The 14,321-nt window shown below is 65.4% G+C and carries 14 protein-coding genes; 8 read left to right on the top strand and 6 right to left on the bottom strand.

What is annotated here, in order from left to right; all coding sequences use genetic code 11:
* Positions 1 to 52: 52 nt before the first annotated feature.
* Together AAFG13_RS00850 and AAFG13_RS00855 are read left to right on the top strand one after the other, a co-directional pair.
* Complete coding sequence (locus AAFG13_RS00850) at positions 53 to 727, top strand: response regulator transcription factor (protein WP_342710847.1); 675 nt, start codon at positions 53 to 55, stop codon at positions 725 to 727.
* A gap of 2 nt (positions 728 to 729) precedes the next feature.
* Positions 730 to 2,064 carry a HAMP domain-containing sensor histidine kinase gene (locus tag AAFG13_RS00855; protein ID WP_212315217.1) on the top strand — a complete coding sequence of 445 codons (1,335 nt, stop codon included), beginning with the start codon at positions 730 to 732 and terminating at the stop codon, positions 2,062 to 2,064.
* Between the two features lie 43 nt (positions 2,065 to 2,107).
* Here AAFG13_RS00855 and AAFG13_RS00860 read toward each other — a convergent pair whose 3' ends face one another.
* The 6 genes from AAFG13_RS00860 to AAFG13_RS00885 all read right to left on the bottom strand — a co-directional run bounded on the left by AAFG13_RS00860 (position 2,108) and on the right by AAFG13_RS00885 (position 8,681).
* Positions 2,108 to 3,397, bottom strand: a complete 1,290-nt coding sequence (locus tag AAFG13_RS00860) for a M20/M25/M40 family metallo-hydrolase (RefSeq protein WP_342710848.1) — start codon at positions 3,395 to 3,397, stop codon at positions 2,108 to 2,110.
* 122 nt (positions 3,398 to 3,519) lie between these two features.
* Positions 3,520 to 5,124, bottom strand: coding sequence for a TRAP transporter large permease subunit (locus AAFG13_RS00865; RefSeq protein ID WP_229170963.1), 1,605 nt, complete (start codon positions 5,122 to 5,124; stop codon positions 3,520 to 3,522).
* Positions 5,121 to 5,660 carry a TRAP transporter small permease subunit gene (locus AAFG13_RS00870; RefSeq protein WP_092127299.1) on the bottom strand — a complete coding sequence of 180 codons (540 nt, stop codon included), beginning with the start codon at positions 5,658 to 5,660 and terminating at the stop codon, positions 5,121 to 5,123. The genes AAFG13_RS00865 and AAFG13_RS00870 overlap by 4 nt, the downstream gene beginning before the upstream one ends.
* Before the next feature lie 348 nt (positions 5,661 to 6,008).
* The gene (moaA, locus tag AAFG13_RS00875; RefSeq protein ID WP_342710849.1) at positions 6,009 to 7,043 is read right to left on the bottom strand and encodes a GTP 3',8-cyclase MoaA; all 1,035 of its coding nucleotides are present in this window, start codon (positions 7,041 to 7,043) and stop codon (positions 6,009 to 6,011) included.
* Between the two features lie 313 nt (positions 7,044 to 7,356).
* Complete coding sequence (locus AAFG13_RS00880; protein ID WP_212315209.1) at positions 7,357 to 7,839, bottom strand: hypothetical protein; 483 nt, start codon at positions 7,837 to 7,839, stop codon at positions 7,357 to 7,359.
* Between the two features lie 161 nt (positions 7,840 to 8,000).
* Entirely contained in the window at positions 8,001 to 8,681 is a 681-nt protein-coding gene (locus tag AAFG13_RS00885; RefSeq protein WP_342710850.1) for an HAD hydrolase-like protein, read from the bottom strand.
* Between the two features lie 75 nt (positions 8,682 to 8,756).
* Here AAFG13_RS00885 and AAFG13_RS00890 point away from each other — a divergent pair, with 75 nt between their 5' ends.
* The 6 genes from AAFG13_RS00890 (at position 8,757) to AAFG13_RS00915 (ending at position 14,305) form a co-directional block, all read left to right on the top strand.
* Entirely contained in the window at positions 8,757 to 9,590 is an 834-nt protein-coding gene (locus AAFG13_RS00890) for an SDR family NAD(P)-dependent oxidoreductase (RefSeq protein ID WP_342710851.1), read from the top strand.
* A 107-nt stretch (positions 9,591 to 9,697) separates the two neighbouring features.
* On the top strand, positions 9,698 to 10,396 hold the full coding sequence (rpiA, locus tag AAFG13_RS00895; RefSeq protein WP_212315201.1) for a ribose-5-phosphate isomerase RpiA: 699 nt from the start codon (positions 9,698 to 9,700) through the stop codon (positions 10,394 to 10,396).
* Positions 10,397 to 10,419: 23 nt separating this feature from the next.
* On the top strand, positions 10,420 to 10,953 hold the full coding sequence (locus tag AAFG13_RS00900) for a DUF2059 domain-containing protein (RefSeq protein ID WP_212315199.1): 534 nt from the start codon (positions 10,420 to 10,422) through the stop codon (positions 10,951 to 10,953).
* 154 nt (positions 10,954 to 11,107) lie between these two features.
* Positions 11,108 to 12,493 carry a glutathione-disulfide reductase gene (gene gor / locus AAFG13_RS00905; RefSeq protein ID WP_342710852.1) on the top strand — a complete coding sequence of 462 codons (1,386 nt, stop codon included), beginning with the start codon at positions 11,108 to 11,110 and terminating at the stop codon, positions 12,491 to 12,493.
* A gap of 45 nt (positions 12,494 to 12,538) precedes the next feature.
* Positions 12,539 to 13,624, top strand: coding sequence for an alpha/beta fold hydrolase (locus AAFG13_RS00910; protein WP_342710853.1), 1,086 nt, complete (start codon positions 12,539 to 12,541; stop codon positions 13,622 to 13,624).
* A 471-nt stretch (positions 13,625 to 14,095) separates the two neighbouring features.
* Positions 14,096 to 14,305, top strand: a complete 210-nt coding sequence (locus AAFG13_RS00915) for a DUF2934 domain-containing protein (RefSeq protein WP_342710854.1) — start codon at positions 14,096 to 14,098, stop codon at positions 14,303 to 14,305.
* Positions 14,306 to 14,321 lie beyond the last annotated feature (16 nt).

The following is a 14,321-nucleotide window of genomic DNA, read 5'->3' on the forward strand; positions in this document are numbered from 1 at the left end:
GCAACAAGGTGTGCGATCGGAAGACCGATCGAATGAAAACAGGACTGCTGCGATGCGCCTTCTGATCGTCGAGGACAATCTCGAGCTCTCGCGGCTGCTCGCGAGCGGGCTGGTGGTGGCGGGATATGAGTCCGATATCGTCAACAGCGTTGCCGAGGCGCGTGATGCGCTGCGCAGCGTCACCTATGCTGCCATGATCCTCGATCTCGGTCTGCCTGACGGTGATGGCCTGTCGGTGCTGTCGGAGCTGCGCCGCAAGACCGACCCGCTGCCGGTCCTGGTGTTGACCGCGCGCAACGGCCTGCAGGATCGGGTCAACGGCCTGCGGAGCGGTGCGGACGATTATCTGGCGAAGCCGTTCGCGCTGGAAGAGCTGGTGGCGCGGCTCGAAGCCATCCTGCGCCGGCCCGGCCAGCTGCTCGGCTCGTCGCTGAAGCTCGCCAATCTGGTCTACGACACCGAGAGCAAGCAGGTATTCGTCGACGGTGCTCCGCACGTCTTTTCCGCGCGTGAAACCTCCGTGCTCGAGATCCTGCTGCGGCGGCAGGGGCGGGTGGTACCGAAGAAGAATGTCGAGGACCACATCTTCGGTCTGTCGGGCGAGGTCGCCTCGAATGCGGTCGAGGTCTACGTGTCGCGCCTGCGCAAGCTGCTCACCGAGCACCGCGCAAAGGTCATCATCCACACCATTCGCGGCGTCGGCTATCTGATGGCGGAGGAGAAATAGGGGTGTTCCGCTTCACGTCGCTGACCTCGCGGATCGTGTTCCTGCACATCGTGGCGGTCGCGGTCGCCGCGATCTTCCTGCCGCTGCTGCTGCTGTGGTTGCTGAATTCGGAGATCAACCAGCTACATCGCGAAGCGATGCGCGATCAGGCCGCCGATCTCGGCCAGAACCTCGTGGTCGATTCCGCCGGCAAGGTACAGCTCAACCTGCCGGACAGCCTGAGGGGGCTCTATTCCGACGCCTATGGGCGCTATCGCTACGACATCTACGATGCCGACGACAATCTGCTGTTTTCGTCGCATCGCGGAGCGCCGCGACTGCCGGCCTTGGCCGACCGGATTTCCGGCGCCAGCGCCACCAAGCTCGTCGGCGGCCAGACGCTGCGCATCCAGGTCGCCGAGGACCTGTCGCATCGCGACGTCATCATCGATGACATCGTTTCCAACTTCTTTCGGCGGGTCGGCTGGATCACCATCCCGATCCTCCTGATCCTGCTGGCGACCGACATCCTGATCTTCCGCCGCGCCGTGATTCCGCTGCTGCGGGCTTCGGAGGAGGCCAGGAGCATCGGACCGGCCAGGACCGACATCCGTCTGCCGACGGAGGGGATTCCGAGCGAAATCCTGCCGCTGGTGACCGCCGTCAACCAGGCCTTCGATCGTCTGGAGGACGGGTTTCACGTGCAGCGCCAGTTCACCGCCGATGCCGCGCACCAACTGCGCACTCCGCTTGCGATCCTGAGGACCCGGATCGAGACGCTGGATGTAGCCAGGGGGACCAAGGAGCTGCATGCCGACATCGAGAGCATGAGCCGTATCGTCAGCCAGCTGCTCGAGATTGCCGAGCTCGATACGCTGGTGCTGGACCCCGGCGAAACCGCGGATCTGCGCGCCGTGTGCGCCGAGGTGGTCGGCTCGATCGCGCCCTATGCGCTGGCGCAGCAGAAGGACATCGCGCTGCGCGGCACCGACGGTCCGGTGCGGGTCAAGGGCAATGCCGAGATGCTGCAGCGGGCGATCTTCAATCTGGCGGAGAACGCCATCAAGTACACGGCAGACGCGACCTCGGTCGATGTCGAGGTGCACGAGGACGGTTCGGTGCAGGTGCGCGACTGCGGGCCAGGGATTGCGCCGGCCGAGCAGGGCCTGGTGTTCCAGCGCTTCTGGCGCGGCGATCGTCAGCGCCAGCGCACGGACGGGGCGGGGCTCGGGCTCTCGATCGTCCGCGGCGTCGTCGACGACCACGACGCGACGATCAAGGTCGAGAACCTGCCGTCGGGCGGTGCCCAGTTTACGCTGAGCTTCCGCCTCGCCAGGGCAGAGCCGGCGACCGCGTGAGAGGCTCGGCCTGCGGCACCTGTCGTGCCGCGGGCCGGCCGGCTTACTTCAGCTTGCCGTCGGACAGGTCCATGATCATGCGCGCGGTCAAATACAGACGCGGCACGATGCTGTTGATCTGCACGTACTCGGCATCGTTGGAGTGTGCACCGAAGCCCGAGAGGCCCATGCCTTCAACCACGGCTCCCTTGGTCTTGAGGGCGGCAAACGCAGCGTCGGTGCCGCCGCCCGTGGCCCGCTCGGCCACGTTCAGCGGCATGCCGAGTTCCTGATAGATCGTCTTGCCGTGGCCGGCCACGCGGCGCGAGGCGTCGTTGGCTTCGAGCGGCGGGCGGCGTACCTCGAACTTCACGTCCACCTTGGAATCGGGCAGCAGACGGTTCTTGATCTTGTCCTGCAGCGCCGTCTCGAGTTCGTCGAAGTCGGACACCTTGAGCGCACGCGCGTCGGCCTGCGCAGTGGCTTCGGCGGGGATCACATTGCGGTTGGTGCCGGACTTCGAAACCGTCCAGTTCAGCTTGAGGCCCTGCTCGGGCTTCGACAGGTCCTTCATCTGCAGCACCTGGTGTGACAGCTCATAGAGCGCATTCACGCCGCCTTCGGGCCTCGCGCCCGCATGCGACGACTTGCCATGCACCGTGAGGTAGGCCGAGCCGATGCCGCTGGTGGCGAGGCGGAGCGTGCCGCTGGCGTCGCTACCTTCGAACGAGAACACGGCATCCTGCTCCGCGGCGACGCGGGTGATGGTGCTGCGCCAGCCGGGCGAAGAGATCTCCTCGTCGCCATTGATGAGCACCGTGAGCGTGCCGTAATCCTTGAAGTTCAGCTTCTGCAGCAGTGCGACGCCGTGGATGATGGTGGCGATGCCCTGCTTGTCGTCGGCGATGCCGAGGCCGTAGGCCTTGTCGCCATCGACGCGGAAGGGTTGGTCCTTCAGCATGCCCCTGAGATACACCGTGTCCATATGCGCGATCAGCATGATTTTCGCGCTGCCCGTGCCCTTGAAGACGGCCTGCACTGCAGGGCCGATCTTCTCCGGCGTGTCGTCCAGCCGGTAGATGTCGGTGGTCTGCAGGATGTCCACCGCGCCGCCGAGTTCTTTGAGCTGGCCGGCGATGCGCGCGGCGATCTGGTTGAGGCCTTCGATGTCGTTGCTGCCGGATTCGATCTGCACGAGGTCGCGCAGGGTGTCGAGCAGCGGCTGCTGCTCCTGTTGCGCCAGTGCGCGAATGTCGGCCGCCGGCGCCGCGTGTGCTGTGGCAGCGGCAAACGCCAGGCTGAGGGAAGCGATGAGCGGGCGAACGAACGAGCGGGCGGGATGCGATTGGGGCATGGCGGCGGTCTGTGAGTTGGAGGGCGATCCGTATCCCCGCGTCTTCACAGGACTTGACGCCGCCGTCAACGGTTCCAGCGTGCCCCGCTTCCGCAAGGGCACGCTGAAGAAGCTGGGGCCGGTTACTGCTTCGGTTGCCCGAAATCGAGCGGCGGCAGTTCGATCTGCGGCACCTCGATCTTGACCTTGTTGAGGTCGACATCGAGCGGCTTGTCGAGCAGTCCGGTGACGACGACCGGGAATGCGATCACCAGCGCCACCATGATCGCCTGCAGCCCGATCCAGGGCATAGCGCCCCAATAGATGTCGGAGCTCTTCACTTCCTTCGGCGCCACGCCGCGCAGATAGAACAGCGCGAAGCCGAACGGCGGATGCAGGAACGAGGTCTGCATGTTGACGCAGAGCATCACGCCGAACCAGATCAGCGCGGCGTCGGGGCCGACCACCGGCGCCAGCACCTTCTGCGCGATCGGCGCGATCATCGGCAGGATGATGAAGGCGATCTCGAAGAAGTCGAGGAAGAACGCCAGGAAGAAGATGAAGAGGTTGATGAAGATCAGGAAGCCCCAGACGCCGCCGGGCAGCGAGGTCAGAAGATGCTCGAGCCAGACGCCGCCGGAGACGCCGAGGAACACCACCGAGAAGCAGGTCGAGCCGATCAGGATGAAGGTGACCATGCAGGTGATGCGCATGGTGGTCTCGTAGCCCTGTTTGATCAGGTCGCGCAGGTCCGGAATCTTGACGGCCTCGAGGCAGATCCAGACCACCGCGAGATAGGTGATCGCGAACGCGAGTCTGAAGATCAGGTTCTCGCTGTAGAGCATCGCGATGATGGTGCCGATGCCGCCGGCGATCACGCCGACGATCAGCACCTTGCGCCCGGTCGCGCTGAAATCCTTGTGGTGGATGGCGGCGAGCACGATGGCGCCGACCGCGCCCATGGCGCCGGCTTCCGTCGGGGTCGCAAGGCCCATCATCATGGTGCCGAGCACGACGAAGATCAGCACCGCGGAGGGGATGATGCCGAGCAGGCACTTCTTCCACAGCGCCCAGCCGGTCAGCGTGCGCGCATCGATCGGCACCGCGGGCACATGGCTCGGCTTGAAGATGCCGAGCAGGAAGGTGTAGCCGGCGAACAGCAGGATCTGGAACACCGACGGGCCCCAGGCGCCGAGATACATGTCGCCGACCGATTTGCCGAGCTGGTCGGCGAGCACGATCAGGACGAGAGAGGGAGGAACAAGTTGCGTGATGGTGCCGGAGGCAGCGAGCACGCCCGTGATGTAGCGGATATTGTAGCCGTAGCGGATCATCACCGGCATCGAGATCAGCGCCATGGCGATCACCTGCGCTGCCACCGTGCCGGTGATGGCGCCGAGGATGAAGCCGACGATGATCACGGAATAGCCGAGGCCGCCGCGGATCGGGCCGAACAGCTGGCCCATCGAATCCAGCATGTCCTCGGCAAGCCCGCATCTCTCCAGTATCGCGCCCATGAAGGTGAAGAACGGGATCGCGAGCAGGAGCTCGTTGGACAGCACGCTGCCGAAGATGCGGCCCGGGATCGCCTGCAGGAAGTTGAGGTCGAAGAAGCCGAGATAGATCGAGAGAAACCCGAACGACAGGCCGACCGCGGCGAGCGTGAACGCCACCGGATAGCCGATCAGCATTGCAATGATCAGGCCGCCGAACATCAGTGGCGGCATCATCTCCAGCGTAATGGTCATTGCGTCGGCCTCTCGTACTTCGCGTCGATCGTCACATAGCCCTGCAGCGCGGCGATCCGCTTGATCACCTCGGAGACGCCTTGCAACGCGAGCATCACGAAGCCGGACGGGATAACGAATTTGATCGGCCAGCGCAGCAGACCGCCGGCGTTGCCGCTCATCTCGCCGACCGCGTAGGCTTGGTGGAAGAACGGCCAGGACAGATAGGCGAGCAGCAGACAGGAGGGGATCAGGAAGAACAGGGTGCCGATCAAGTCGAGCCAGAGCTGGCCGCGTTCGGACAGCATCAGATAGAGGATCTCGACGCGGACATGCTCATTGCGCTTGAAGGTGTAGGAGGCGCCGAACATCACGAGGATCGCGAACATGTACCACTGCGCCTCGAGCCAGCCGTTCGAGGAGTAGCTGAACGCGTAGCGGATCATGGCATTGCCGGCGCTGACCAGGCAGGCGAGCAGGACGAGGAGGTTGCAGACGTATCCGATCTTCTCGTTCAGTCGGTCGATGGCCTGACTGAGTGCCAACAATGGGCGCATCACGATCTCCACGGCCGCGCGATCTGCGCGCCGAATATCTTTTCAAGCATCATCTGGCCGCCGCACGCACGCGCACGGAGCCACGGCTCACCTTCAGGAGCAGTTGCAAACGTTCATCCTCCCCCGAAATCCGCTTCCGCCGTTGTTAGGTGCTCTTGGCTACCGGATCGTCAGCAAGTGCCGACAGGGGGCAGCGGCCTATCCGGCCGGGCGAGCGTGAAAGCCGGGGCACCAAATCAGCGCCGTCGAACGCCGTCAATCGGAAAATGGGCAAATTGACGGCGCGGCAAATCGTTGTCCCGCCTTGGTAATCGGGGGACGGCGCAGGCGTCGGCAGCGGGCTTTGAACTAGCCGCCGGTGACGCTCATGTGGCGGCTGACGCTCGGGCGATTGTGGCGGCGGTCGATGATGAAATCGTGCCCCTTCGGCTTCAGCCCGATCGCCCGGTCGATGGCCGCCGACAGCAGATCGTTGTCGTCGGAGGCGCGCAGCGGCCGGCGCAGGTCGGAGGCGTCCTCGTGGCCGAGGCAGGTGTGCAGCGTGCCGGTGCAGGTGATCCGCACCCGGTTGCAGGATTCGCAGAAATTGTGGGTCATCGGCGTGATGAAGCCGAGCTTGCCGCCGGTCTCGGCGATCCGGACATAGCGGGCAGGGCCGCCGGTGTCGTCGGCAAGATCGGTCAGCGTGTAGTGCTTCTCGAGCCGCGCGCGCAGCAGCGACAGCGGAACGTACTGATCGATGCGGCCCTCGCCGATGTCGCCCATCGGCATCACCTCGATCAAGGTCAGGCCCATTCCCTTGCCATGCGCCCATTCCATCAGCGCGGGAATCTCGTCCTCGTTCATGTTCTTCAGCGCGACCGCGTTGATCTTGACCGCAAGGCCGGCCGATCGCGCCGCCTCGATGCCCGACAGCACCTTGTCGATGTCGCCCCAGCGGGTGATGGCCCGGAATTTTACGGGGTCGAGCGTGTCGAGCGAGACGTTGACGCGGCGCACGCCGCAATCGGCCAACTCCTGCGCGAAGCGCGCGAGCTGCGAACCGTTGGTGGTCAGCGTCAATTCGTCGAGCGCGCCGGTCGAAAGATGGCGCGACAGCGAACGCACCAGGCCCATCACATTGCGGCGGACCAGCGGCTCGCCGCCGGTGAGGCGGATCTTGCGTACGCCCTTGGCGACGAAGGCCGAGCACAGGCGGTCGAGCTCTTCCAGCGTCAGCAGATCGGCCTTCGGCAGGAAGGTCATGTCTTCCGACATGCAGTAGAAGCAGCGCAGGTCGCAGCGGTCGGTGACGGAGACGCGCAGGTAACGGATCGTCCGGCCGAACGGATCGGTCATCGGACGAAACAGCGTGTCGGAATGCGCCTGCGTGGATCCGTTCATTCAACCCGAGCCTTCAAGCCAAGCCTTCAAGCCGAGACCTTAACTCAAGACCTCAACTCAAGTCTTGAAATGTGTCCCTGTGTGCGGAGCCGAGCTCGGCTCCAGGCCCACAATCTATGCACGTTGGCGCGCCGTCACAATGCGTCCGTAAGGATGATCCGCAACATGCAACGCTGATCGCGCGCGATAGGTGAGACAGATCGCGCGATGCATGATCGCAATCGCCGATGTGTCTCCACGAAATACAAAAACCCGGCTTTGGGCCGGGCTCTTGTGCAGTGCAATCTCGATCAAACGCGCGCAGCGTTGCGCATCAGCGTGTGGGCGCGGCGGCCGGCGGCGGTGCCGCGCTCGGAGCAGGGAACGCCGCGTCCGGAGCGGCAGGAGCCGCAGCGGCAGCCGGCTTCGGCTTCTTCTTTTTCGGCCGCATCGCCTTATGCCCGCGCGGCGGCGGGCCGGCGGGCTGCAGCTCGGCGAACACCGGGCTCGGATCGAGCGTCGTGGTGGCCGGGCTGGTGAAGTCCCCCGGCGAGCGGGTGACCGTCACCGGTACCGTCGCCGGCTGGAACTTCGGCATGTTGAAGGTGACGGTGAAGTTGGCCTCCGGCGCCGGGATCGACACCGAGCAGGGCGTCTTGCAACCCGGTCCGATCGAGGTCACGGCGTCGGCGCCTTGCGGTGCCGAATCCAGCTGCACCTGCATCGGCGGCGGTGCCGACTTGAACGAATCCAATGAGAACGAAGAGCAGCCGGCCAGGCTCAGCCCGGCGGCCGCAATCACGATGATACGACGCATGATCCACACTCTTACTGCGGCAATCAGCCACAATCCCCGGGCCGACCATAGGAGCGTCGGAACAGAGGTGCAACAGGGGGAGGTCTGCTCGTTAAAGGATGGTTAACGAAAAATTCGCACGGAAAAATATTGCCAAGCAATATCAATGCGTTGCGGAAATCTTATGCGCCGCCGAGGCTGGCGACGGCGTCCGGCAGATCGCGCATATGGCTGATCAGCCGGTCCGGCTTCAGCTCGGTCATCGGGACGTCGGTGTAGCCGAAATCGACGCCGATCACCGGAACGCTGGCGCGCCGGGCGACCCCGACATCGGGACCGGCATCGCCGACCATGATGGCGCCGGGCAGCTTTCCGCCGGCGCGCGCGACGGTCTCGCGCAGGAACGCCGGATCGGGCTTGGCGACGCCGAATGTGTCCTGGCCGCAGATCGCGGCAAAGCGCGGCGTCAGGCCGAGCCGGTCGAGCAGCAGCTTCGATAGCCATTCCAGCTTGTTGGTGCAGACCGCGAACCGATGGCCCTTGGCCCCGAGCCGGTCGAGCGCGGCTTCGAGCCCGTCGAACGGGCGCGAGCCGTCGGCGATGTGCTCGGCGTAATAGTCGATGAAATCCTTGGTCAGGCGATCGAGGTCCGCGAGGCTGACCACGCGTCCGTCCACCTCGAGCCCGCGCTCGAGCAGCTTGCGCGCGCCGGCGCCGATCATGTTGCGGGCGGCCGACAGCGGCACCGGCCGCAGACCCTCGCGGTCGAGCACATAATTCAGCGCGCTGATCAGGTCAGGCGCGGTGTCGACCAGCGTGCCGTCGAGATCGAACACGATGATGGGGGGAGAGGAGGCGGACATCACGCTTTTGGCTATCGGGCCGCGCGCCGCGATGCAAGAGTAGATGTCGGCGCGTCATGAAATTGGGGGGCCGGGATGCGGGAACTCGCGGGAAAGGCCGCTTTTGTCACCGGAGGAGCCAGCGGAATCGGCCTCGCCATGGCAACCGCGTTCGTCCGCGAGGGCATGAAGGTGATGCTCGCCGACATCGAAACCGGCGCGCTGGACAAGGCCGTCGATGCGCTGCGGGCCGGCGGCGCGGACGTCCATGGCGTGGTCTGCGACGTCGCCGATCCCGCAAGCGTCGACCGTGCGGCAGAGGCATCGTTCCGCGCCTTCGGCAACGTCCATGTCGTCTGCAACAATGCCGGCGTCGCGGGTGGCGGCGGCATCGACCAGATCTCGGTCGACGACTGGCGCTGGGTGATCGACGGCAACTTGATGGGCGTCGTGCACGGCATCAGGAGCTTCCTGCCGCACATCCGCGCGCACGGCGAGGGCGGCCATATCGTCAACACCGCCTCGATGGCCGGCATGAATGCCGGGCTCGGCGTCAGCCCTTACTCGGCGACCAAATTCGCCGTCGTCAGCCTGTCCGAAGGGCTTTCGGCGCAACTGAAGCCGCTGGGGATCGGCGTCAGCGTGCTCTGTCCGAGCTATGTGCGGACCCGGATCGGCGAGAGCGAGCGCAATCGCCCGGCGCAGTACGGGCCGCCCCGCCAACTCGATCCTGGAAGCCCGATGGCCGCTGTCGTCGCCGAGATCGCGCGCCGCCTGGAAGCCGGTCTCGATCCGGCGTCGGTTGCCGCCCGCGTGCTGGCCGCGATTCACGACGACCAGCTCTATGTTTTCACCCATCCCGGGATGCGGGCCGAGGTCGAGGACCGTTTTGCGGCGATTTTGGCCGCGATGGATGCCGTTTCGGCCTAAAGACGGGCCCGGATGGCGCTATTCCTGCCCGTGAATCGAGGCTAGATATGCGCCCGCCGGGCCGCCCGATGGCGCGCCCGTAACGGACAACCGAGGGGCTATCGGCCGTGGACATGGACGCACTGAAACGCCAGGCGGCGGCGCGCGCGCTCGAAGAGGTGCGCGACGGCATGAAGCTCGGGCTCGGTACCGGGTCGACCGCCAAGCATTTCGTCGAGCTGCTCGGCGAGAAGGTCCGATCAGGCATGAAGGTGATCGGCGTGCCGACCTCGGAGGCGACCCGGGCGGACGCGATCCGCTGCGGCGTCCCGCTGACCACGCTGGACGAGGTCGATCATCTCGACCTCACCATCGACGGCGCCGACGAGATCGACCCCGCGCTCAATCTGATCAAGGGCGGCGGCGGCGCGCTGCTGCGCGAGAAGATCGTGGCGGCCGCCAGTGATCGCATGATCGTGATCGCCGACGACAGCAAATGGGTCGAGGTGCTCGGCCGCTTTCCGCTGCCGGTCGAGGTGATCCCGTTCGGGCTCGCCGCGACAGAGGCCGCGATGGCGCGGGCGTTCGCCGAGGCCGGCGTGTCCGGCCAAATGATCATCCGTAAGGGCAAGGACGGTCACGTTTTTGTCACCGATGGCGGCCACTGGATCGTCGATGCCCATCTCGGCCGGATCGGCGACCCGCCGCGTCTCGCCGGTTTGCTCAGCATGATCCCGGGCGTGGTTGAACATGGCCTGTTCATCGGGCTTGGCAGCGTCGCCGTTCTGGCCGGCGCACAGGGAATTCGGGTTGTTGAACGGCGCTAACGCCGCAAGCAAGGAGACTTGGAATGAAGCGTTTTTCGGGACTTTTGTCGGCAGTGGCCCTGGCGGCTGGCCTCGCGCTCGCGGCCGCACCGGCCATGGCGCAGCAGCAGCTGCCCCCCATGCCCAAGGTCAAGCAGTCGACCCCCGCGGCGATTGCGGCTGCCAAGGAAATCCTGACGATGAAGAACGTGGCGGTGATGTATTCCGGCGCCGTTCCGGGCATCATCGAGAAGACCAAGACCGGTCTGCTGCAGCAGTACTTGAACTACCAGAAGGATCTCGACGAGGTGGCGCTGGTCGTCGCCAAGCAGTTCGCGGGCGGCGAGAAGGAGATCGGCGAAGGCATGGCGCAGATCTACGCCGCCGAGTTCACCGAGCAGGAGCTTAAGGACCTCGTGACGTTCTACAAGACCCCGCTCGGTCAGAAGCTTTTGACCGCGGAGCCCACGGCAATCAACGGATCGCTGCAATATATGCAGCAGTGGGCGCAGCAGTTTGGCGTGATCGTCAACGGCCAGTTCAAGGCCGAGATGAAGAAGCGCGGCAAGGACATCTAAGAGTCTTGTCACCTCGCCCCGCTTGCGGGGAGAGGTCGACACGTAGTGCCGGGTGAGGGGGACTCTCCGCGAGTCGGATTCGTGGAGGCGGGCCCCCACCCCAACCCTCTCCCCGCAAGGGCGGGGCGAGGGAGAAGGAAGAAAGAGGGTTGCCATGGCCGAGTTTGACGTCGACCTGTTTGTCATCGGTGGTGGTTCGGGCGGCGTTCGTGCCGCCCGCATCGCCGCCAACTATGGCGCGAAGGTCATGGTCGCCGAAGAGTACCGGATGGGCGGCACCTGCGTGATCCGCGGCTGCGTGCCGAAGAAGCTGTTCGTGATCGGCAGCCATGTCCACCAGGAGATCGAGGACGCGGCCGGCTTCGGCTGGAGCATCGGCCAGGTCTCGTTCGACTGGGCGACGCTCGTCGCCAACAAGGACAAGGAGATTGCCCGGCTCGAGGGCGCCTACACCACCAATGTCGAGAAGTCGGGCGCCAGGATCGTCAAGACCCGCGCGGTGCTCGAGGATGCCCACACCATCAGGCTCGCCACCGGCGAGAAGGTGACGGCGAAATACATCCTGATCGCCACCGGCGGCGCGCCCAATCACGGGCCGGCGGTTCCCGGCATCGAGCACGTTATCTCCTCCAACGAGGCGTTTCACCTGAAGGAGCTGCCGAAGCGGATCGTGATCCAGGGCGGCGGCTACATCGCGCTGGAATTCGCCGGCATCTTTGCCGGCTACGGCTCCGACGTGTCAGTAGTCTACCGCGGCGACAACATCCTGCGCGGCTTCGACGAGGACGTGCGCAAGCATGTCCGCACCGAGATGGAGAAGCGCGGCATCACCATCATCACCGGCTGCACGGTGGCGAAGATCGACAAGCACGGCCGCGATTTCACCACCCATCTGTCCAACGGCTCGAGCATCGCCTCCGACCAGGTGATGTTCGCGATCGGCCGGCATCCCAATGTCAGGAGTCTCGGGCTCGAGGCCGCCGGCGTCGCCATCAATCCCGCCAATGGCGGCATCCAGGTCGACGGCTGGTCGAAGACCTCGGTCGACAACATCTACGCGGTCGGCGACGTCACCCACCGCACCAATCTGACGCCGGTCGCGATCCGCGAGGGCCATGCCTTCGCCGACACTGTGTTCGGCAAGCGCCCGGTGCAGGTCGACCACGCGACGATCCCGACCGCGGTGTTCTCGCAGCCGGAGGTCGGCACCGTCGGCCTCACCGAAGAAGAGGCGCGGGCGCAGTACAGCCACGTCGACATCTACAAGACCGATTTCCGCCCGATCAAGGCGACGATGTCCGGCCGCGACACCCGCGTGCTGATGAAGCTCGTGGTCGACGGTTCGAGCGACCGCGTGCTCGGCTGCCACATCGTCGGCGATGCCGCCGCGGAAACGATCCAGGCGATCGCGATCGCCGTGAAGATGAAGGCGACCAAGGCCGATTTCGACGCCACCGTCGCGCTGCACCCGACCGCGGCGGAGGAACTGGTGACGATGCGGACGCCAACCGCGCGCCACGTGCGTCAGGCCGCGGAGTAGGGCGCGCCACCGGGGTGTTCCTGCGTCCCGGAGGGAGAGCTTCCGATGTGGTTTCTGGCGCTCTTGCCGATCATGCTCGCGGCGCCGGATCTCGCATTTGCCGAGGACGCCGCATTCAAGGTCGGTGTCACCACGCGCGATTTCATTCCGGCCGAGCCTTACGACTGGCGCGGCGCCAGCGCGCATGTGCTCCGCGCCGTGATTTGGTATCCGGCTGCAGCTGATGCGCACGAGCAGCCGCAATGGATCGGGCCACGCCTCGTCCCGCTGGTCAGCACTGGACGCGCCGCGCCCGACGCGGCGCCGGCAGAGGGGCCACCACGTCCGCTCGTTCTGCTGTCGCATGGCTTCGGCGGCATCGCGACCGATCTCGCCTGGCTCGGCGCGGGGCTTGCGGCGCACGGCTTCATCGCCGTTGCGGTCAACCACCCCGGCAACAATCGATCCGAGGACAGGACGGTCGACGGTTATGCGCTGAAGTGGCTGCGCGCCGTCGACCTCAGCCGGGTGATTGACGCCATGCGCACCGACCGGACCTTCGGCGACCGGATCGACCCGGCGCGGATCGGCGCTCTCGGCCATTCGTACGGCGGCTACACCGTCATCGCCATCGCCGGCGGCATCACCGATCCGGAGCGGACCGAGGCTTTCTGCCGCTCGCCCGCCGCTGACGCGTTGTGCACGTCACAGTCTGGCGCGACGGAGTTGCGCCAGCAGAGCGCGATGCGCCTGACCACCGATCCCGATTTCCGGCAGCGCTACAGCCTTGGTGGCCAGTCCTATCGCGATGAGCGCGTTCGCGCCGTGTTCGCGATGGCGCCGGTGCCGGTGCCGGCCTTCACGCCGGAGAGCCTTGGCGCCATATCGATCCCGGTCGCGATCGTCGCGGGAAGCGCCGACGAGATCACGCCGCCGGCCTCGGGCGCCGAGGCGCTCGGCAAGGCTATTCCCCATGCGACGCTGAAGCTGTTTCCGCACGCGGGCCACTTTGTCTTCTTCGACACCTGTACCGCGGTAGGGCGTCTGGTGATCGGGGCGGTCTGCCGCGATCCCGATGGCGTCGACCGCGAGGCGGTCCATGCCGAGACGATCGGCCTTGCGCTCGATTTCTTCACCGCAAGCTTGCGCTGAGCAGCCGCGGTGGCCTGGTGCGGATCTGGCGATCGGGAGCCGGGGAACGAGCCTGCCTGAAAAGTCCAACGCCGCCCGCTTAAAATACATGCGAGCGGCGTTGTCTCTAGCCCCAGGAAGGTCATTGCAAAATCCTGATAACCTTAAGTCTGTAGAAGCGCGCAAAGGTTTCATACCTCAGAAGGGGTAGGTTGCTTCCGCAAGACCGGCGCACTGCCGACGGCCGCTGCTGGTGCCGGGGAATTAGGGCACCTTTGTTGACGTGCATATCCACTGGGGACTTTTCCCCTTGGGCCGCTCTTCGCGCGCGCTCAAATCAGATCGAGCTTCCGGCAAACGGCCTGTGCAGCGACGCTTGTGCACAGATGGCGCGCCATGGACAGCGCAGCGATCTCGCGCGCCTTGGAACCTTGCGCTATGCTGGCAGTTCCACTCCAAACAGTTTGATGTCTCAAATTGAGGGAGCCGCCCATGACAGGCCCAACCGAGCAGGAGATTCGGACCCGCGCCTACGAATTGTGGAAGGACGCCGGTGAACCGCCGGGCCAGATGGATCAGCTCTGGTACAAGGCCGAACGGGAACTGCTGGCGCGCAAGGCCGCCAACGGCGAAGCGCCCTGCGGAATGAACGGACACAACGGGCCGACGACGTATCCGGAGAAGTTGAGGGGCGTGCATTGAGTGTGTCGCGCGGCTG

The organism is Bradyrhizobium sp. B124, from assembly GCF_038967635.1.
Taxonomy (GTDB): domain Bacteria; phylum Pseudomonadota; class Alphaproteobacteria; order Rhizobiales; family Xanthobacteraceae; genus Bradyrhizobium.

What these genes read in the sequence shown, in the direction of transcription:
- AAFG13_RS00850 (WP_342710847.1), top strand. Translation starts at nt 53, where the DNA reads ATGCGCCTTCTGATCGTCGAGGACAATCTCGAGCTCTCGCGGCTGCTC.
- AAFG13_RS00860 (WP_342710848.1), bottom strand. Translation starts at nt 3,397, where the DNA reads ATGCCCCAATCGCATCCCGCCCGCTCGTTCGTTCGCCCGCTCATCGCT.
- AAFG13_RS00865 (WP_229170963.1), bottom strand. Translation starts at nt 5,124, where the DNA reads ATGACCATTACGCTGGAGATGATGCCGCCACTGATGTTCGGCGGCCTG.
- AAFG13_RS00870 (WP_092127299.1), bottom strand. Translation starts at nt 5,660, where the DNA reads ATGCGCCCATTGTTGGCACTCAGTCAGGCCATCGACCGACTGAACGAG.
- moaA (WP_342710849.1), bottom strand. Translation starts at nt 7,043, where the DNA reads ATGAACGGATCCACGCAGGCGCATTCCGACACGCTGTTTCGTCCGATG.
- AAFG13_RS00880 (WP_212315209.1), bottom strand. Translation starts at nt 7,839, where the DNA reads ATGCGTCGTATCATCGTGATTGCGGCCGCCGGGCTGAGCCTGGCCGGC.
- AAFG13_RS00885 (WP_342710850.1), bottom strand. Translation starts at nt 8,681, where the DNA reads ATGTCCGCCTCCTCTCCCCCCATCATCGTGTTCGATCTCGACGGCACG.
- AAFG13_RS00890 (WP_342710851.1), top strand. Translation starts at nt 8,757, where the DNA reads ATGCGGGAACTCGCGGGAAAGGCCGCTTTTGTCACCGGAGGAGCCAGC.
- AAFG13_RS00900 (WP_212315199.1), top strand. Translation starts at nt 10,420, where the DNA reads ATGAAGCGTTTTTCGGGACTTTTGTCGGCAGTGGCCCTGGCGGCTGGC.
- gor (WP_342710852.1), top strand. Translation starts at nt 11,108, where the DNA reads ATGGCCGAGTTTGACGTCGACCTGTTTGTCATCGGTGGTGGTTCGGGC.
- AAFG13_RS00910 (WP_342710853.1), top strand. Translation starts at nt 12,539, where the DNA reads ATGTGGTTTCTGGCGCTCTTGCCGATCATGCTCGCGGCGCCGGATCTC.
- AAFG13_RS00915 (WP_342710854.1), top strand. Translation starts at nt 14,096, where the DNA reads ATGACAGGCCCAACCGAGCAGGAGATTCGGACCCGCGCCTACGAATTG.